Origin of the sequence: Fibrobacter sp., from assembly GCA_024398965.1 — a bacterium.
GTDB lineage: Bacteria > Fibrobacterota > Fibrobacteria > Fibrobacterales > Fibrobacteraceae > Fibrobacter.
This window is the reverse complement of record JAKSIF010000001.1, coordinates 61,726-81,307: the sequence shown is the minus strand read 5'-3', so window position 1 is coordinate 81,307 and position 19,582 is coordinate 61,726. Positions and strand designations below refer to the sequence as shown.

General features: G+C 50.2%; 9 protein-coding genes. 4 read left to right on the top strand and 5 right to left on the bottom strand.

Going from position 1 to position 19,582, the window contains the following annotated elements; all coding sequences use genetic code 11:
- The first annotated feature begins 120 nt into the window (after positions 1 to 120).
- On the top strand, positions 121 to 1,431 hold the full coding sequence (locus MJZ26_00330) for a M23 family metallopeptidase (GenBank protein ID MCQ2104212.1): 1,311 nt from the start codon (positions 121 to 123) through the stop codon (positions 1,429 to 1,431).
- Between the two features lie 57 nt (positions 1,432 to 1,488).
- On the opposite strand, the gene MJZ26_00325 is transcribed toward MJZ26_00330, so the two are convergent.
- The 3 genes from MJZ26_00325 to MJZ26_00315 are packed head-to-tail and all read right to left on the bottom strand — an operon-like array spanning position 1,489 to position 5,055.
- Complete coding sequence (locus MJZ26_00325; GenBank protein ID MCQ2104211.1) at positions 1,489 to 2,907, bottom strand: S41 family peptidase; 1,419 nt, start codon at positions 2,905 to 2,907, stop codon at positions 1,489 to 1,491.
- Between the two features lie 17 nt (positions 2,908 to 2,924).
- On the bottom strand, positions 2,925 to 4,271 hold the full coding sequence (locus tag MJZ26_00320; protein MCQ2104210.1) for a S41 family peptidase: 1,347 nt from the start codon (positions 4,269 to 4,271) through the stop codon (positions 2,925 to 2,927).
- Positions 4,272 to 4,302: 31 nt separating this feature from the next.
- Entirely contained in the window at positions 4,303 to 5,055 is a 753-nt protein-coding gene (locus MJZ26_00315; GenBank protein MCQ2104209.1) for a leucine-rich repeat domain-containing protein, read from the bottom strand.
- 253 nt (positions 5,056 to 5,308) lie between these two features.
- Here MJZ26_00315 and MJZ26_00310 point away from each other — a divergent pair, with 253 nt between their 5' ends.
- The 3 genes from MJZ26_00310 to sprA all read left to right on the top strand — a co-directional run bounded on the left by MJZ26_00310 (position 5,309) and on the right by sprA (position 16,453).
- Complete coding sequence (locus MJZ26_00310) at positions 5,309 to 7,201, top strand: AIPR family protein (protein MCQ2104208.1); 1,893 nt, start codon at positions 5,309 to 5,311, stop codon at positions 7,199 to 7,201.
- Positions 7,202 to 7,368: 167 nt separating this feature from the next.
- Positions 7,369 to 8,991 carry an acyl-CoA carboxylase subunit beta gene (locus tag MJZ26_00305; GenBank protein MCQ2104207.1) on the top strand — a complete coding sequence of 541 codons (1,623 nt, stop codon included), beginning with the start codon at positions 7,369 to 7,371 and terminating at the stop codon, positions 8,989 to 8,991.
- 304 nt (positions 8,992 to 9,295) lie between these two features.
- Complete coding sequence (sprA, locus tag MJZ26_00300; protein MCQ2104206.1) at positions 9,296 to 16,453, top strand: cell surface protein SprA; 7,158 nt, start codon at positions 9,296 to 9,298, stop codon at positions 16,451 to 16,453.
- 88 nt (positions 16,454 to 16,541) lie between these two features.
- On the opposite strand, the gene MJZ26_00295 is transcribed toward sprA, so the two are convergent.
- Both MJZ26_00295 and MJZ26_00290 read right to left on the bottom strand, forming a co-directional pair.
- The gene (locus MJZ26_00295; protein ID MCQ2104205.1) at positions 16,542 to 17,321 is read right to left on the bottom strand and encodes a tetratricopeptide repeat protein; all 780 of its coding nucleotides are present in this window, start codon (positions 17,319 to 17,321) and stop codon (positions 16,542 to 16,544) included.
- A gap of 54 nt (positions 17,322 to 17,375) precedes the next feature.
- Positions 17,376 to 19,199, bottom strand: a complete 1,824-nt coding sequence (locus MJZ26_00290) for a BatD family protein (protein ID MCQ2104204.1) — start codon at positions 19,197 to 19,199, stop codon at positions 17,376 to 17,378.
- Positions 19,200 to 19,582: the final 383 nt, after the last annotated feature.

Sequence of the window (19,582 nt, the reverse complement as noted above, 5' to 3'; positions counted from 1 at the left end):
TCAATTACTTAGATTCGCAATTTGAAAAGAGATTTCCTGATTGGGGAATCTCTTTTTTTATTTCTTTTTTTAACTTTGAGCCATTAAGCTTGTTTTTGTTTTGTAATTGTTGAGGGCTTTGTGCTTCGTTTTACACTGACCGCGTTATTGTTTGCTCTTTGTCTAATGGGATGTAACGAGCAAGAAAAAATTCAGAACTTGAAAGAAGAAGGCGAAGGTTTACGCGCAAGAATAGACTCCTTGCAGCAGGTTATTTCGCAAACGCAGCAGCTACCTGGCAATTGGACTGTGGAAAACGATACGGTTCGTGCTGGGGATGGCTTGTTCCAGGTGCTTCAGCGCATGCGTATTTCCCAGACGGAACGTGGTAAGATTGTCCTCGGAATGCAGGATAGTGTTGAACTTTCCAAGCTTCGCGTAGGCCAGGTGTTTTTTGCAGCGTTGGATTCTACAGGCAGTGTCCAGCGATTTCGTTATGCGCCCAATCCCGCGACAATTCACATTATGAGTAAGACCGACACGGGTTACGTCTACAGCCGTATTGAAAAGCCCGTTGTTCGTCGTCAGTCTGTCTTCGAGGGCGCCCTTACCGAAGGTAGTACCTTGAACGGAACCTTGTTCAAGGTGGGTATCCCGGGACGTATGGTGGGAATCGTCAGCGGAGTTCTCCAGTGCAAGGTGGCTTTCCCTATGGCCCGAGCCGGTGACAAGTTCCGCATCCTTCTGGAAGAAACCTTCTACCAGGATTCCATCTGGATTAGCGGTAAGGTTGTGTATGCCGAGTTCGACGGCCGCATCGTTGGTCATCATGAGGCGTTCCGCTACGAGGATCCAGATCCCAAGAGCTCCTTTAACGCACACTATACAGAAACAGGCGAGGCTCTGGTATACGATGGTCTCCGCTACCCGCTGGACCGTTTGCATGTGACTAGCCCCTACGGAACTCGCATCCATCCTATTACCGGTCAGCGTAAGGCTCATCATGGTATTGACTACGGCAATCCTTCTGGAACGCCGGTCTATGCCGTTGCCGAAGGTGTGGTTACGGTTTCTGGCTATGACGAATATAGTGGAAACAAGATTGCAATCCGCCATCGTGACAATTCCGAAAGCTGGTACATGCACCTGTCTGCCCGTGGGGTAGGCGTTGGAGCCAAGGTGGCTCCCCGTCAGGTTATCGGTCGTGTGGGTTCCACAGGACGTAGCACTGGCCCTCACCTTCATTTTGGCTTCAAGAACGAAAAGGGCTCCTGGATTAATCCGTCCAGCAAGACCATGATTGCTACACCTAAGCTTGAGGGCGAACGTCTTGGCCGCCTTCAGAAGCAGGTTGCTGAAATCCGTACGCAGATCGAAAAGACCTTGGCTTCGCCTGCAGTCAAGGCCAACGATACCACCGATGTGATGGTCCGTATGAGAAACCTGGACTAAGATTTAACAGCAGCTCAGAATATGAAAAAGGCCCGGAAGATATCCGGGTCTTTTGCGTTACTTCTTGAAGTTCTTTATTGTGTAGGGGCCTGTCAGCAGGTTGTAGAAGTCTGCCTTGCTTGCGGGAATGCCAAGGGGGCCGAGGGCTTTGACTTTCTTGAAGTTGCCTGTGGGAACCTTGCCGTAGCCCGCTACGCGTTTTTCCGAGGCTTCCTTGGCGATGTCCACAGCTGTTTTCAACTGTTCGTCTGCATCGGTGATGACATGGTCGGGTTCAATGCCCATCTTATGGTACGAATCGCCATTCTTGTCTATCATCTTAAGGCCGGTGATGAGAGCAAGGCCATCTGCATAAGTGGTCATGACCATTTGACCGATTCCCTTTCCGTAGGTGGTCTTGCCTACAACAGGAGTCTTGTTTTGTGCGGTGACTGCAGCTAACAAAATTTCTGCGCAGCTGGCGGAATTCTCGTCGGCAAGGAAAACCACGTACTTGTCGTTGATTACTCCGTTCTCGCTGGCAATGTACGTTGTTGTGTCTAAGATCTGGAAGTAGTCGATGGCAACACCGTGCTTTACCGTGGAGTCAACATTGGTTTCGACTAAGGTAATAATGGTGTCATTCTTGCTCAGGAATTCGGCAGCGATGTTGCTGCACTGGCTGACGTCTCCACCGGGATTACCGCGGAGGTCTACGACCATGGACTTGTAGTCGTTGATTTTCTTGGCCATGCTCATGAACTCGCCGTAGGTTCCGCTATCGCTGGATGTTTCCTCGGTAAATTCTGTGATCCGTACAACAGGGATGGAATCGACAAAATCGAGATAGACTGTGGGTGCCAAGAATTCGCCGAGGGTGACGGCGACCATGATTTCCTTTTCGTTTCGAATCTCGAAAACGATTTTATCGCCTTCGTCGCCAGAAACCAGTTTGTCAAAGGCGGAAATAGAGGTTGGCGTTGTTCCGTCAACGGAAACAATCGTGTCGCCAACGGAAAGCAGGCCGCTGGCAGGACTGTTGTCCCACACTTCGGTAATGACGATGCTTCCATCGGGTGTCAATTCAACTTGGATTCCAACGCCTACGGCAGATTCTGATTCAGTCAGCAAGGAAAGAATTTGAGCGGCGTAATTCGGATCGAAGTATCGGGTAAAGTTGTCACTCAACTGTTCGTACATGTAGCACACATCCACATAGGGACCGGTACAGGCGCTCTTGGAATACACGCTGCTGGTGCTGCCCTTACCCATATAGGCGTCAGCGTCCTTCAGTTCATTCTTGGCTTCCATATAGAATAAACCGAGAAGCTCGTTGTTGAACAGCAACTCGATTTCTTCCTGGGTGTAAGTGCCATCTTCGGGGTCCCATTGGTTCTGAGGGAGGTTGATTCCATCACTGGATCCGTCCGAAGAACATCCTATGAAGGATAGCCCAAGGCTTAGTGCCACTGCCGCACAGACTTTAGATAATTTCATTGTTTCTCCTTATGGGGTTACCTGACATAAGCTTCGTCAAGCAGAGCCCCCCCGATAAATTGATGATTCCTAACGATGGGAAAATCCGTTTCAAACAGAGGCCCTTGTTCCGACTGTGTTTTTTTTGCAGCCTTGCTCTGGCCGTAATATTTCTTGATAGCCTCGACCCCGCACTGGAGTGAGACGTTTTCACAGGGGTAGTCTGGCTGAATGCCATTCTTGTGGTAGGAGTTTCCCTTTGGGGTTAGAAATTCCAGGTTGGTAATAATGGCGAGGCCCTTGGCATAGGTTTTCCATGTGGTTTGGCCGATGCCCTTGCCGAAGCTGTTTTCCCCGACCACAGGAACGCCTGCGCCCTCGGAAACCGCTGCTGCAAAAATTTCTGCGCAACTGGCGCTGTTCCTGTTCACCAGCAGAATGAACTTGCCTTTTTCGCCAGGATCTCCGGAGCTGGCAGAAACGGTTGCCTTCTTGTGCTGCGAGTTTCCGTAGGCGTCAAAGGTTCTCCAGGATCTTGTGGAAAGGGGCCCCTGCTTCACGAACAAGTCTGCCATGGCAATGCACTGTTGCACGTGGCCGCCGGGATTGTTTCTCAAGTCAATGATTCGCGGCGCAGTTTCATTTGCAGTGGAGTCTAGATAGGCCTTTAGTTCTCCATGGGATCCGTTGACCTTGTCTGCGGTATTCAGTTTAAACTCGCGGATGTTCATGACGATGACGCCTTCAGCAGTTGTGTCGACGAACAGGGTGGGGGCGTAGACGTCTTCCTTTGTCAGCTCGAAGCGTAGTGTATCCTGAGCCAGGGAGACAACGGTCATGGACATGGTCTTGGAGTAGGTCAGGATGGAATCGTAGGTGCTGTAGGCGCTTTCTCCCATGATGTCGAGCCCGTTGACTTGGATGATATTTCCGTAGCGCGGAACGCCCGCCCGCCCTGCTGGACCATCCGGGTAGACTCGGTAAATAAACAAAGGATAATCAGTACTGCCCAGGACGTACTCCATGCCAACGTCACCTTGGACAACACTCGTGTTGATGGCGATGCTAACGTCTTCGCTCTTTGACGGTGGGTAGTAGCGAGTGTACGGATCGATAGGCTTCACAGCCTTGTAGAGGTCTGAAACAGAGTCCCCTTCTGCCGGAAGGTTCAGTTCCTTTAGTTCCTCCTCAAAGAGGAAGGTTTTTTCTAGAAGCCAGTAGTTGTAGGAGTACTCGGTAGGGGAGGGGGTACTATCTACTGGCGAAAGGAAGTCGCTGCAACCCGCTAACCATACTGCAGATAACAGAATGACCCAAAAGCAAAAAACCGATGGAGTTTTTTTCACATCGGTTTTTGCGGGAATTCTTTCCTGGTTTACCTTCATGCCCCTTTAACCTTTTGAACTTCAGGTTAAACTACTGGTCGATTTTCAGGCCCTTCTTGTCTTGCAGGACGCGAGGGATTCCGCCTTCCATGGGGTTTTCGATAACGGAAATTGTCTCGAGGCTTTCGCATTCGGCCAGGCTTTCGGGCAGGGTGGCCAGCTGGTTTGCGTCCAGGACCAGTTCCTTCAGCTTCTTCAGGTCGCCGAATTCGGAGGGAATTGCGCCCAGGTTGTTGCCGGATACCATGAGAATCTCCAGGGATTCCAGTTTGCCGAGGGCGGCAGGAATGCTGGAGAGGTCGTTGTTATCCAGGTAAAGCTTCTTAAGCTTCTTGAGCTTGCCCAGGGTTGCCGGGATTTCTGCCAGCATGTTGTCGTGGAGGCTAAGCTTTGTCACCTTGGTCCACTTGCCTACTTCGTTGGTCAGGTCAAGAAGCTGGTTCTTGGCGATGTTTACCTGCTGGAGGTTCTTCAGGTTGCCCACGGAGTCCGGAAGTTCGGACAGGCTGTTGTAACCTAGGTACAGGTGTTCCAGCTTGGTAAGTTCGCCGATAGTCTCGGGAAGTTCCATCAGGTCGTTTTCGCTGACGGAGAGTTTTTTCAAATTCTTGAGATTGCCGATGTCGTCGGGGAGTTCCACCAACATATTACGGTCAAGGATCAGTTCCTCCAGGGATTCCAGTTCGAAAAGTTCCTGCGGGAGGAGACGGAGGTTCTGCTGGGAAAGGTCCAGTGTTGTTGCTTTTTCAGCCTTGGCTTTTGCAATTACATCTAGCAAATTCATAACGATACTCCTATGGTGTAAATCATAGCATTTTTAATTTGAAAAGATGAAAAACATGGGGAAAAAAGGTGAAAAGTTTAAAAATTGCGCAAATGTTCACTAATAAACGGGCTAAATCGAAAAAAAAATTAAAAAGTTTAAGTTTTTTGTACTCAAATAGTCCAAATTGAAACTATTTTTATAATGTAAATATGGTACAGGGGAAGGAGCAGGCTATGCTCCCGACTTTTGGCTATTAGATTCGAGGAAAAAAATGGAATTAACGAAATCGCAGGAACGTCGTCTTGCCTTTGTGGCTAACCTTTTGAGCCTTAACCCGAATGATCCTACAGATCGCATTAAGGCACTCAGACACCTAAATCTAGACGAAAATGGTTGCTTCCACGGTTTCCAGTACACCCAGGGCTTCATGGAATTCTTCATTTTCCTTGATGAAGACACCCCCCTCGAAAAGGTTGTTTCTCACCTGAATTCCGACTTGAAGCAGTTGCAGATCGCTGTTTTCCGTACTAGCGACCCCACGAACCCGTTCTTCATGTCTCTCCGCGAAGAAGCTGACCCCTGGGCCGTAAACAAGATTTCCGACGACGCCGAAGAAGAAGACGATGACGCTCCGGCAAGCCGTCCCTACATGGAAACCCTCGAAATCACCGTTCTCCGTACCCGTTCTAGCCGCGACATTACCGATTCCGAATTGGAACGTACCCTCAAGGATATGCGCCGCAAGCTGGGTCTCTGGAAGGCTGAAATCAAGGCCAAGCTGGAAATCATTGCAGAACACGACGACCTGACCCGCGATATCCGCTCTGCCGACGATAAGCTGGAAATCGTGATGGATTCCGAACCGCTGCACTTGACCAGCGACCACGGCGAACTTTTCCTCGGTTTCTGCCCCATCCGCACTATTTTTGACTATCACGTTAACCTGGGTAAGCGCCTGAAGACCAAGCACAACATGGCTATCGTCTCCAGTAACATCCGTACCTACCTCGGTAACCTGACTCACACCAACGCAGCCCTCATCGACGCTTTCCAGACCATGGAACGTAACGATGACCAGAATGTGAATGTGGACGATTTCCCGTTCCTCCACAACGGTATGACCCTCACTGGCGATGACCTGCGTCTTAAGGAACGCGACGGCAAGAAGGTCTTGCTCATCGAACGTCCCAAGATTATTAACGGTGCCCAGTCTCTCTTTACCTACGAACAGTATGCCAAGAAGAGCAAGAAGCCGGTGAACCCCCAGGTTCTCGTTAAGGTTGTGGTTCCCTACCAGGGTTCCGACAGCTTCCTGAACCAGGTGACCATGGCCAACAACCGTCAGAACCCGGTGTTCAGCTATCATCTGCGTGCTGCCGACGACCTGCAGTTCTTCATTTGGCAGCGTTACCAGGAAGAAGGCTTTACCTACGTTTACAAGGACGGTGTCCGCCTGAAGGCTCGTACCCGTAAGCTGGAAGTCCGTATGCGCCCCGAACTTGCAAAGACCCTCTTCATGATGGATGGCAAGCTCAGCGAATGCCGTTCTTCCGATTGCATTTTCGATAAGGAAACCCTGTACCAGCGTTGCTTCGGCGCATTCGAACGTGTTGCTCCCGAAAAGGAACGCGATTTCGTCCGCAAGACCATCGCCTTCACCAAGGCTTGGCAGCTCCTTTCTCGCCTTCCCATCAAGATCCGCAAGGTTACCCCGGGTAAGGGCGTGTCCATCGAAGCTAACGACGATAATCCGCTGACCCGCATCACCTGGAACGGCCGTCTCGAAGACAAGTTCATCTTCCGCAGCGCCGTCAAGGACCTGGTTGTGGCTCTCGCCCTCAAGCACTGGCTCATCTACGGCGATCCGATCCAGGACTTCGATTGGCTGGTTGAAAACGAACTGAACTTCAACGAATCCATCTTGAAGTATGCCGCCAAAATCTATACCGAAGACCTGAAGGGCATCCTCATCAGCGAATTCAAGGATAACTCCAACTACTACGACACCATCACCACCATCGACAAGGATAGCGGTGAATCTGTGGAACGTCGCCTGTGGAAGGGCTTCTCCAACACGGCTACCTACGAAAAGATGCTTGACCTTCTGTGCAAGAAGAACAAGCAGTGGGAAAAGTGCCGCGAAGGTATCGAAGCCTTTATTTAAGAAGACTGCTTTTGCAAAAGGCTCCTGGCGAATTGCCGGGAGCCTTTCTTGTTTACAATTTTCTACCAACTTACTTATACGCAATAATTTAACCAATATAAGTTGACCGCTTTTACTGCGTTTTTTATCTTTGTTTGCGAAAATTTTACACAAGGGGTTCTTACAGTATGTGGAACGAAAAACATCTTAACAGACTGAATGAGTATCTGAGCCAGGCTCAGGCTGCTGGTGGCGCTGCCCGTATCGATAAGCAGCACCAGTCCGGCAAGTGCACTGCCCGCGAACGCATGGAAATGCTGTTCGACGCAGGTACTTTCGTGGAAGTTGGCGCTCTTCGCAAGTCCAGCAACCGCGTTCTCAAGGAAAGCAAGGTCGTCCTGGGTGACGGCGTGGTTACCGGTTACGGCAAGGTGAATGGCCGTCTGGTCTTTGCTTCCTCTCAGGACTTTACTGTTGGCGGTGGCGCTCTCGGTCAGTGCCATGCTGAAAAGATTTGCCGCGTCATGGACATGGCTGTTGAAGCCGGTTGCCCCTTTGTCGCCATGAACGACTCCGGTGGAGCTCGTATCGACGAAGGTGTGTTCTCCCTGGCTGGCTATAGTGCCATCATGGCCCGTAACGTCTGGGCTTCTGGCGTGATTCCTCAGATTGCCGTGATCATGGGCCCCTGCGCTGGTGGCGCCTGCTATTCTCCGGCTCTGTCTGACTTTATCTTCATGACCAAGTCCACTTCCCAGATGTTCCTCACTGGTCCCGCTGTTGTTAAGCAGGTCATGGGCGAAAACATCACTGCTGCAGAACTGGGTGGTGCTCCTGTGCATACCGCAAAGTCCGGTGTGGCTCACTTCATGTTCGATGACGACAAGCAGACCTTGGAAGGCGTCCGCAAGCTCCTTTCCTACCTGCCTCAGGGTAACAAGTGCAAGCCCGTTCCTGCTGCAGAACAGCTGGAAGAAAAGGCGGATGAAAACGGCATCAAGAAACTCTTCAAGAAGTTCCTCAATAAGCAGGAAGCAACCTGCGAAGCTGTTGAAGACAAGAGCTCCACTATCCAGGACATCGTTCCGGATAACTACAAGCAGGCTTACGACGTTAGCGCCGTGATCGCTGCTTTCGCTGACTCCGACAGTTTCTTCGAAGTCCAGAAGGACTGGGGCAAGAACGTTGTAATCGGCTTTGCCCGCCTGAACGGTGAAGTCATCGGTATCGTTGCTAACCAGCCCAAGGTTCTCGCCGGCTCCCTCGACGTAGACGGTTCCTCCAAGGCTGGCCGCTTCGTTCGCTTCTGCGACGCCTTCAACATTCCGCTGCTGGCTCTCGTAGACGTTCCGGGTTACATGCCTGGTAGCAAGCAGGAATACTCCGGCATTATCCGCCATGGTGCAAAGCTCCTGTACGCCTTCGCCGAAGCAACCGTGCCTAAGGTGACCCTCATTCTCCGTAAGGCCTTCGGTGGTGCTTACATCGCCATGAACTCCAAGGATGTGGGCGCAGACTACGTCTTTGCTCTGCCTATTGCCCAGGTGGCTGTGATGGGTGCAGAAGGTGCTGTTGAAATCATCAACAAGAAGGAAATCTCTGCTGCACCGGATCCGGTTGCTGCTCGTGCCGCTTGCATCGCCAAGTACGAAGAAGAATTGATGAACCCCTACGTTGCCGCTGCCATGGGCGTGGTTGACGAAGTCATCAAGCCGGAAGACGTACGTAAGCGTCTCGTTGGCGCCTTTGACGCTCTGAAGACTAAGGATCAGAAGCGCCTTTGGAAGAAACACGCTAATATTCCGCTGTAATTTTTACAGAATAATTTTCAAAAAAGCACTTGGTATAAAGCCAAGTGCTTTTTTACGTATAAAAGGATTCCTTTCGGTGTTTATTAGTTTGTTCTAAACACTTGTTTAGTGCTTGGAACGAAAAATGGGGCGTAAAAAGGCTTGCTTGATGGAATAATCCATTTTTCTTTGGAATATTTTGCTAATTTCCCGCAAATTCTAGGCGTATCCGCCCTTTGAAACTGGATTTTTTGACTTGAAATTCAGTATTTTGTATGGTGGATAATTGTCTAGGGATTGTTAGGCTTTTTTGAACTGAGATTACGTGTCGTTTGAAGGTTTTAAACATTGGTGGCTTGCTCTTGGAGTAGCCTTTGCCGCAGGATTCGCCTGGTCACAGAGTGATTCCGCTTCTGTGGCAAATTCTGTTCCTGCAGAACCGGAATCCGTTGATTCTGCGGCTACCGTTGCGCCTGCACCAACAGAGACGGCGACTGCAGAATCTGCTCCTACAGAAGCCGCGGAGGAATCTTCTGCTGCATCTTCTGAAGCTCCTGTTGCAGAAACCCCGAAGGTCGAGGAAACCGCTTCTGCCGAACAAGTTCCTGCTGAGCCCGCACCTGTTGAGCCTGCTCCTGCTGAACCCGCTCCCGCACCTGTCAGTTCATCCGTAGAAATCCCGCAAAGTTCTTCCTCTGTCGAGCCTCCTCCGGCACCGCCGGCTACGCCCTCTGACGAATCTGTGACCGTAGCCTCTGCAGACCCTGCGGAAACGGAATGGCAGCCTACTTACCAGTATATCTCGCTGCCGCCTTCTGTAGATCCCCTAAGTGGAATGCTTCCCTTTGGTGGTGTAGGCTCTTCTCCAAGGTTGATGAACAACTCCAAGGGCCAGGTCTTTAGCCATGACATTGATGTGGCAACCCGTGAAATGGACATTAGCGAAAAGCACGTGAACTCTGTTTCTCGCGACACGACCACCTTGTGGACTGCTCATTACCCGGAACTTACGGATTACGTGAACGACATGTACAACACCGGCCGTAGAAGCCTGTGGTTGAATGGTCTTGTAGGTCAGGCTAACGAAGGCTATGAGACACCGGAAACGGGTTCCGTATTCGACATTACTATCCCTGTGACCATGCCGGCCTGGATGCGTGACTTTGGGCTGGATAAGCCGAAGCTGATGCTTCAGGGTACCATGGACATCCGTTTGAAGGGCTATGGCGAAAAGGACGATGCCGAAGGCAGTACCAAGACGAGCCTTTGGCCCAGCCCCACCTTGAACTATACTCCCAACTTTATGGTGAAGGGTAAGATTGGCCCCTACATCACTGTTGAAATCAACAATGTGGAAGAAGGCCTTGGGGCCCAGAATCAGGTCCGCGTTGTTTACGAGGAATCCTACAAGGACGAGTTCGAGGACTACATTCTGCAGCGTGTGGAAGCTGGTACCACGAATCTTGCTTTAACGGGTACGGAACTTACCGGTTATTCCGAAAACCACCAGGGCCTGTTCGGTATCAAGGCTGACTGGAAATTGGGTGACTGGCGCCTGACAACCATTGCTTCCCAGGATGGGGGTGAACAGGAAGACTATACTCTTAAGGCCAGCGAGTCCACCTCTGAATTCCAGGTGCTGGATAAGCAGTTCATTGCCTATCGTTACTACTTCCTGAACCATGATGCCAGGACGGAATACATTAAGGCCCATATTGGTGGGCGTTCTACCTCCAACTATCCTGCGACAAACCTGAAGCTTTATAAGCGTGGCGCCACGAACACCACGACGGGCGTTATTGACAATGTGACTGTGGTCTATAAGACCCCTTCGGGCAAGATCATCGAAAAGCTTGTGGAACGTATGGTTGAAATTCCTTCCACGGAATTTACCTATGATGCCAAGACGGGTATTGTGAAAATTAACGGTGTGAATCGCAACACCTTGGTGGCTGCAAGCTGGAGTGGCGATGGCTCCGGTCGTGGAAACACAACCACGGTTCGTGATGGTGCAAAGGTTGTCCTTATTCAGTGGGACGCAACCCTTTCTGAGTTGGTAGACATCGACCAGTTGATGCTTCGAAATGTCTACTCTGTCGGTATTTCCGATGCTAGCGCTTCCAACTATATCTTGCGCATGAAGAACAAGTCTGGTATTGCAGGCACTTACCTGGATTCCCTGGGCCTTGTGGACAAGAGTACCGGAAGCCCGATGGTGAACGATGCAACCATCTTTACCAAGACTCCGGCTGGTTCCTATACGGGTGAAATGTGGCTGCCCTGTAAGCAGTTGAAAGAGTACGATGGTCCAAGGGCTTTGGAACGTGCTACCCAGAACTGCTTGGAACCCTTGCGTAACCTTGACTCTTCTGCGGCCATGGCTCAGCTTTATACGCTGCCTGTCTACAACTTGTCTCGCTATACAAGCCGCTTCTATTTTGAATCTGTGGGTAAACGCCGCAACTCCATGATTAGCGTTCGCGATCCCAATTCCAGCTATTCCGTCAACGGTAGTTCCTGTATGGATATTTCTCCGGGAACCGAAAAGGTTACTGCAGGCTCTACGACCTTGATCCGCGGAACGGACTACGAAGTCAACTATGAACTGGGCCAGATTGAACTTTTGAGTGAACGAGCTCTTGATCCCAACAAGGAAATCAAGGTCAGTTACGAATGCGAACCGTTCTTCTCTATCGACAACAAGCTGTTGCTTGGTGCCCGTGCTGAGCTTCCCCTTGACCTGTATGGCATGGGCGCCGGTTCTGTCTTCGGTATTACCGCTCTCTACAAGAGCCAGAGTACGACGGCAAAGACTCCGACCCTGGGTAACGAACCCTACTCCAGCTTCCTCTGGGGTATGAACCTGCGTTTGCAGGATACGGTGCGCGCCTTGACCGAACTGGTGAACGCCATTCCGGGAATCAACGCGACGGATCCTTCCAGCTGGCGCTTTGAAGCAGAATTTGCCGCAAGTCACCATAATGCAAATACGAGCGATGCCAAGTCTGCCTTGGTGGAAGATTTCGAATCTACCCAGTCCGGTTTGACTTATTCCTTGTCTAGGCTTTCTTGGTACCATGCGTCCCCTCCGGGTGGCGTGGAAGATGTGCCGTCCACTTACATCGAGAACCTTGACTACCGTCATCAGGGTGAATTCATTTGGCACAGCAACAATACTGAACTTTATAAGAACATCTATCCGGGTGTCGGTAATTCCGATGTGGACAACCAGCACTTGACCGTTTTGAAGATGACCCTTAGGGCGAACGACAATCTGTCTGGAAACTCCTGGGGTGGCGTGATGCGTCCGAACAGTTCCTATTACCAGGATCTGAGCGACATGAAGTATATCGAAGTTGTTGCTCGCGGTAACGTGGGTTCCATCTATCTGGATCTTGGTCTTGTCAGTGAAGACCTTTCCATTAACGGTTATGCTCCTAACGGTCGTTACGATGGTGAAAATGATCTTGGTACGACCACGGCACTTCACGACAAGGGCTTGGATGGGGTTTCCGGTTCTGATGAAACTCGTCAGGTTTGGGACTGCCGAATTTCTGGATGTGTATCCACCATCTATAACACATTGAATTCCGATGCTTCTACTACGGATATTGCTCGCGATAATTTCAATGACGACCTTGACGACGAAAGCGATCCTCCCATATATATCAACGGTACTGAAAACAACTCCGGTGAACGAACCTACGATACCGAAGATATCAATAAGAACGGTTCCTTGGATACGGATATCAGCTTTGTCCGTTACCGCATTGACTTGTCTGATACGGACCAGGTTAACTTTGAAGTTTTGAAGAATGGCTGGCGCAAGTGGCGTATTCCTTTGAATCAGTATGATACCATAGTTTCTGCAATGGGTAGCGATTATTTGACTATTCTTGCCGAAGCCCAGTATACAAGACTTTGGATGGGTAAGCTTACTTCTGGTGTGGCCGAAGCCAAGGCCCAGATTGTCCATCTGGCTGTTGTTGGAAATTCCTGGGAGGAAACCACTGTCGCGGATTACTACCGTACTTCTTCTACAGAAAATTCCCAGATCGTAGAAGTGAACGGCGTGGAAACTCAGGTATCCGAGTCCGTCAGCTCCAAGGATACGACTTTCATCAGCGTCTCCACCATTAATAACCGTGAAGACAAGAACAAGTATCATAAGTCTCCGAATACCACCACAGAGCGTGATTCCGATTCCAACGCCCCTCTGAAGGAAACCGCCCTTGTCCTGGATTACCACAACATGAGTCCGGGCCAGGAAGTTGGTGTTACAAGAATCTTTGAAACCGACAAGAAGGATTTCTCCAGCTATAAGTCTGTGAAGATGGAAATCCATTACGAGACCAAGGCGGACAATGTTCCGATTCGCTTTGCAATCCAGTTCGGTGAAGGTTCCCTGGAAGGCTCCAATGACTACTACGAATGGAGTTTCCGCCCGGTCAACCTGAGAAACGATTGCGCTCGCGAACAGGATTGCCACGAACAGAACTGGCTTGACAATGCATTTGCACTGAATGTTGCTGACTTTACCGACTTGAAGCGTGGACGCCGTCCGCCTTTCATAAAGGCTGTAGAAAAGGACCTCGGTGGTGACCGTGAAGAAAAGCTTCGCCTTGTTGGTAATCCCTCTGTTACCAGCATCGACTGGATGCGCTTTGTCATTATTGCGGATTCCAGCGCCTCTGCCGATGACCTGAAGGGTACCTTCTGGCTGAACGACCTGCGCCTTTCCGACATGGATACGGACTGGGGCTATGCAGCCCGTGTTGCTGGCCAGGTGAACTTCTCTGACTTTATCTCGCTGTCCGGAACGGTCCGCTATCAGGATGGTGACTTTGCTACGCTTTCTACATCCAATGGCTCTCCCAAGCCGAGAACTTCCGAGGCTGCTTCTCAGTTGGATATTGCTGGCGACTTCACCATGAACTTGAATAAGTTCCTGAATGATAGCGCTGGTTTCCATATTCCTCTTTCCTTAGGCTACCATAGCTCCACCAAGCGCCCCTACATGAAGCCTACGGATGATGTGCTTTTGAAGAAGAGCAGCTTTGTTGACTTGACCGGAGACATGTTCCAGCAGGAATTGAGTGTCGAGACGGACAAGGAAGAACAGGCTCTTCGTGACGATGCTGAGTCCAAGGGTTACCAGTCCTACGTTCGCGAGAAGAACTTCGGCATCAGCTACCGTAAGGATTACAAGGCCAGCGAGACCGCTGTTGGCGAAGTGCTTTCTCAGATGTTCCTGGAACGTCCTGCAGTAAGTTACTCCTACACGGAATCCGAAGGCCGTGCCACAACAGCATCTGACTCGACTTACTCTTACCACACCATCCTGGAATATAAGCTGGGTACCTTTAGCCTCTTTAAGTTCAAACCCCTCGACGGCTTGAAGAAATATGACTGGCTTAAGGATATTTCTAGAACTGAATTTGAACCTTGGCCCCAGACTTTCGACCTTACTCTGTTTGACTTGAACTATGTTCGCTATGTGAACCAGAGCCGTGATCCGGACTTTGTTGAACCTCAGGTAGACAAGGTTGTTACCTACACGACCGAATTGAACCACAAGCTGAACATGCGTTGGAATATCTTGTCCTTCTTGACAACAAGCTACTCCTTGAACATTAAGCGTGATATGTACGGCGGTGGCGATAGGGAAGGCTTCGTAAAGGAAAACTTCTTTACTTCTCGAGATGGCGGCCTCTTCGCCAACGATTACATCTTTGACTTCGACCATACCGACCGCAAGGTTTATGTGTCTGCTGATAGTATTGTGGCTATTCCGTACGATACCATCCCGAAGATTTCGGCCAATGGTGATACGCTGCCCATTGACATGCTGGATCCGGATTCCTACGAAATTCTCTACGACAGTACTACGTTCTATAAGGTTGATAGCGTTGGTCATAGGGAATACGGCCGTTCCTATGGTATTCTCCGTAACGAACGAGCCCGTTCTCAACAGTTCAGACTTGGTTTCAATCCTCGCCTGATTCCGTTTATCCCCTTTAACTCTACGTTTAGTTCCGACTTTAACCAGCAGAAGACTATCCCCAACGATTTTGACTTTAGGGATGAAACAACCATTGAGAAGAACTACTGGACTATTTCCCAGACCAACCGCTTTGAATTTTCTCCGACCTTTAAGATCCTGGATTTCGTGCGGAGCTTCGGCAAGGAATCCATGGTTGCTCGAGCCCTTGACAAGATCAAGTGGCGTGAAATTCGCTTTAACTGGAACGCAAGTACCAATACGGTGGGCGAAAACTTCACCCTGGCACAGCTTTATGAAGAACAAGGCGTTACCCCGATGCAGTATTATCTGTACGGCCTTGGTCTAGGCAACGGTTATCGTAATCGAGGCCTCTACAACATTGTTTCTGGTGACATGGGCTTGGACCATCGCGATGATTACCGTCATTTTGCCCAGTACCGCAACCATCATGTTGATACCCTTGTGTACCAGGGTAACTTCCGTCATTCTGTGTCTCGCCAGTTCCAGATGGGTACCGGCATTACACTGCCTATTTGGGATATCGGCGTTACCGGTGATTTGCAGTGGAAGGAAGATTTCTCCCAGTCTCGTGAGTACCCGTTGTACATTGATACCACCACCGTATGGCCCAAGATTGGCATTGGCGTCAATGTTCCGAACTTTGCCCAGCGAGTCAGTTTCTTGAATGGCTTCCGCAGTGTTTCTACGAACCATCGCTTTGAATACACCTACACCACGACGGTACACCCTTTCCAGAGTGCTGAAGATTCCTGGAGTCAGACGATCAATTTCAACCCGCTGGTCCGCATTACCTTCTTGCTGCAGAACAACATGCGCATTGAAAATGCGGTCCGCATGAAGATTGACGATACGGATCGCCGCCCGAAGGAAGAAGTAATCAACAGTACTGCATGGCCTGATTCCGTCGGCAATAGCCGCGATACTTCCGAGTACTTCTGGAATACTCCCTGGATCCATACTTCGCTGTACAACGACTTCGCCTTCAATATCGGTGACGACGTGACTGTGACCTACCCGCTGAAGCTTGACAAGGCCGTAAAGTTCTTCAAGTGGTTCTTCAAGTTCAAGAACAGCATAGACCTGAAGTTTACAGCGGGCTATGACTACAAGAAAACCATCCGTAAGGAATACGATCCTGACGAAGGCTATGATATGTGGAACAAGGACAGCGGTACCGATGGCATCTTTAGGCAGTGGACTTTTGATTCCGGTGTCAAGGGCGAGGATAAGCAGCAAGTTACGGTTTACAATCCGAAGCTTAGCTTGACCGATCGTACGGTTCCGTCTAGAACTCACGAATGGTTCCTGCGTCCGGCAGCAAGTTACCAGTTCAATAAGATGGCTTCCATGAGCTCCTATATTGAATACCGCCAGATTCACGAAAAGCTGGATGACGAAACTCCGCACCTGAGGCAGATTCTCCAATTTGAAATCGCCTTGATGCTACGATTCAACTAGTCGAGACAATTAGAAAGACCTCCCCTCGGGAGGCCTTTTCTTATGATGGCAATGTGCTGTGGACTATCGCCTAATGAACATTCCGAAATTACTTGATGATTCCCACGTCGCTATGTTTTACGAATCCCTTGACTTTTTCGCCAAGACGGATTTCTACGAACTGCCCCTGTTCGGAAAGAACTTCGAAGGAGGTTCCTTCGGAGAGGGTGTTTAGGGTTTGGGACTTGTCGCTTGGAGCGCTGGTGACGTCGGCGTCTGCGGCGGTGACGACTCCAGTGATTTCAGTTTCAGCGACAAACACCTTGTAGCCGGCGCTTGCTGCGATGACGCAGAAGATTGCGGTCAGGGCGAAGATGGTTCCCATGAATACGTTCCTTGCCTTTTCGCTTACGGAAATCTTGTTGCCCACGGCAGCGAGAACGATAATCCAGAAGAGACCGAGCAGAATGAACAACTGAACTTTAAGACTCAAGGCGTGATGAGCCTTGAAAAGTCCTGCAAGCAGGGGGTTCTCTTCGTCATCCTCCTCGACCTTGTCCTTGGTCATGGCCTGGGCGTAAGCCAGGTTGTGCTGAATGTCTGGATCGTTCGGACGGAGGCGCAAGGCTGACTTGTAGTAGAAAATGGCGAAGCCCAGCTTGGTGCTACGGAAGTAGGCGTTGCCTAGATTGTAGTAAAGGTCTGCATCCTGGATGCCGTTGTCTACACAACTGCGCCATTCGTCTACGGCTCTTTCGAAATCATTTTCATTGTAGGCCTTGGCGCCTGCTTCGATTCCCGGGCAGGAAGCTTCCTTGGCGTTTGCGGAGCCCAGTCCTGCAACGCATAGCAGGGCTGCGGCCAACCAGATTTTAAGAACGTTCTTCATATTCGCTAATCTCGACTATTTTCTTTAGTTTCACACTAAGGTGATCACTCCAGATTATTTCAAACTTCCAAGGTTTTCGCAGAGCTTTTCCACATCGGCAAGCATTTGCTTCTGTTCCTCTGCGGAGGGGTTCACCGGAGCGAATCTTGCAAAGGCGCACTTCTCAAGCCAACTGTCGATGGCGGCGATGGTTTCTGCCTTGACGCCCCTGGATTCAAGTTCCTGTTTCATCTGGGGACGGGTCATACCCTTGAATTCTGTATTGGTGAGGTCGCTGAGGTAATCTACAAGACCGTTTTCCAATGCGGCAAACAGAGCCTTTGCGTCGCCCTTCTGGAGAGCGGCATTGGCGTTGGCGAATCGTGCCTTCAGTTGCTTGTTGGCCTTGCCCTTACGGACCAGGGCGGCGTTGCTATTCTGCTTGCGCTTGGTCTTGACCGCGACAGTAACAATAAAGTAGAAGGGAATTGCTGCGGCAAAGAGAATCCAGTAGAGGATGCTCTTGTAGGGGGCTGCGTTATCGGAAATGCCCTTGATGCTGTGGATGAAACGGATGTCGGAACCCAGGGCCTCGATTTCCTGCTTTTGAACGGCGGCTGGGCCGTTATTGCTTGCTACAGGAGACTGGAAAATGGCCTCGGCAGTGGCGTCACCCTTTTCAACTTCGATATCCCAGGGGCCGGCTACTGCAGTTTCGTACTTCTTCTTTGTAGGGTTGAACCAGGAATACTTGATTTCTGGAATGGTGAAGGTTCCCTTTTTCTTGGGATACAGGAATACCTTGATGCTCTTGGTGGTAATGACCTTGCTTCCAGAAATCTTCTTGCTGATGTTGGTCTCGGGAGGTACCGAGCGGAAATCGCTGAAGTCGGGGAGCTTGGGGTCTGTAATGGAACCGGGAAGGCCGTCGCCCTTGATGTTGATGTTCAGGGTCAGGGCTTCGCCTACCTTCAGGTTGGTCTTGTCGAATTCCGCGCTAAAGCTGTAGTTGCCAACCATGCGATCGAAATCGGCGGGTTTGCCTTCTTCCGGCAGGGGCTTTACGGTAATCTTTACTGTGGGGGTGGTGGCTTCGGCGTCGATGGATTCCTGCTTGACGCTTCGGCTAGAGAAGGACATGCCGCCCATCTGCTTGCTTTCTTCGACAACCTTGGGTTCGCCTCTCTTGGTGTACTTGAACTTGAAGGGCGGAATCTGGAGGGAGCCGCTCTTGGTGGGAGAGAGCCAGGCGAACTTGGCGCTTGCCTGAAGTTCGCGGCGGGCGTTCTCCACAGGTTCAAACTTCATTTCGGAAAGATCACTGCGATGGACGATGAAGTCGTCGCCGGTGTTCATGTCTGTTGCCTGCAGGTTGCCTTCGAAATGCTCGTAGGTGTGGAAACCCAGGGTAACGTAGATCTGTTCGCCTTCGTAGATGGTGGTCTTACTGGGCTTTAGGGAGACGGTCAGGGCGTCGTCGGAGTAGGCGCGCTGAACGTTGACGGGAATGTTCCCTGCAATGGTATGGTGTTGCCCGTCAATGACCCAGGAAATTTGGCCCACGTTGATCTGGCCAGTTTTCTTGGGAGCCTTCATTTTGAAGGTGTATACACGTGCCTTGTAGCCGGCGCGGTTTCGACCACCGCCAAAGAAGGAATCGAACATGTCGTCGAATCCGGGACGGATAACCTGGTCGGTACTGTCAATACCCGAGAAGACGAATCCGTTTTGCGGTTCGAGCTGCAGGGAGGCCCTGTTTTCGGGGATTTCCTGCAGAGGGTATACAAGCTGTAATCCAAAGGCCTTGCCCGCTTCAATACGCTCCCGGTCCAATTGGAGGGAGGGACGGGCATTCGCAATCATCGCCAAGCTAAGACATGCAAACAAAAATCGTTTCATAGGCTCAAAATTACCAAAATTTAGTGCTGTAGATGGGGAATTGAAGGCGATTTTGCCGATAAAGGTAAAACGACCTGAAAATGTAATGTTCGTAAATAAAATTTTTATTCCCTATATCATTTTTTCCCTTGAAACGTTAGTAAAAAAATGTTAATATTGGCGCCGTTAAATCGAAGGTGTAAAAATCAACGACGAAACGTCAAAAAACGGCGATAAAAAGTCGCTAAAAAAGAAAAACGTAATACTGAGTAAAGAAGGAGTCTCTATGTATTGCATTCTCGCTGCCCTGTTGGTCAAAAGCATCAAGAAGTACAACAAGAAGCACGCTTAATCGCGAGTTTTCTTGAAAAAAAAGCGAAAAACGGCCCTGAGGGGGACCGTTT

Excerpts from the sequence above, each read along its gene's own strand:
- MJZ26_00325 (MCQ2104211.1), bottom strand. The coding sequence starts at position 2,907 with ATGAAATTATCTAAAGTCTGTGCGGCAGTGGCACTAAGCCTTGGGCTA.
- MJZ26_00320 (MCQ2104210.1), bottom strand. The coding sequence starts at position 4,271 with ATGAAGGTAAACCAGGAAAGAATTCCCGCAAAAACCGATGTGAAAAAA.
- MJZ26_00315 (MCQ2104209.1), bottom strand. The coding sequence starts at position 5,055 with ATGAATTTGCTAGATGTAATTGCAAAAGCCAAGGCTGAAAAAGCAACA.
- MJZ26_00310 (MCQ2104208.1), top strand. The coding sequence starts at position 5,309 with ATGGAATTAACGAAATCGCAGGAACGTCGTCTTGCCTTTGTGGCTAAC.
- MJZ26_00305 (MCQ2104207.1), top strand. The coding sequence starts at position 7,369 with ATGTGGAACGAAAAACATCTTAACAGACTGAATGAGTATCTGAGCCAG.
- MJZ26_00295 (MCQ2104205.1), bottom strand. The coding sequence starts at position 17,321 with ATGAAGAACGTTCTTAAAATCTGGTTGGCCGCAGCCCTGCTATGCGTT.
- MJZ26_00290 (MCQ2104204.1), bottom strand. The coding sequence starts at position 19,199 with ATGAAACGATTTTTGTTTGCATGTCTTAGCTTGGCGATGATTGCGAAT.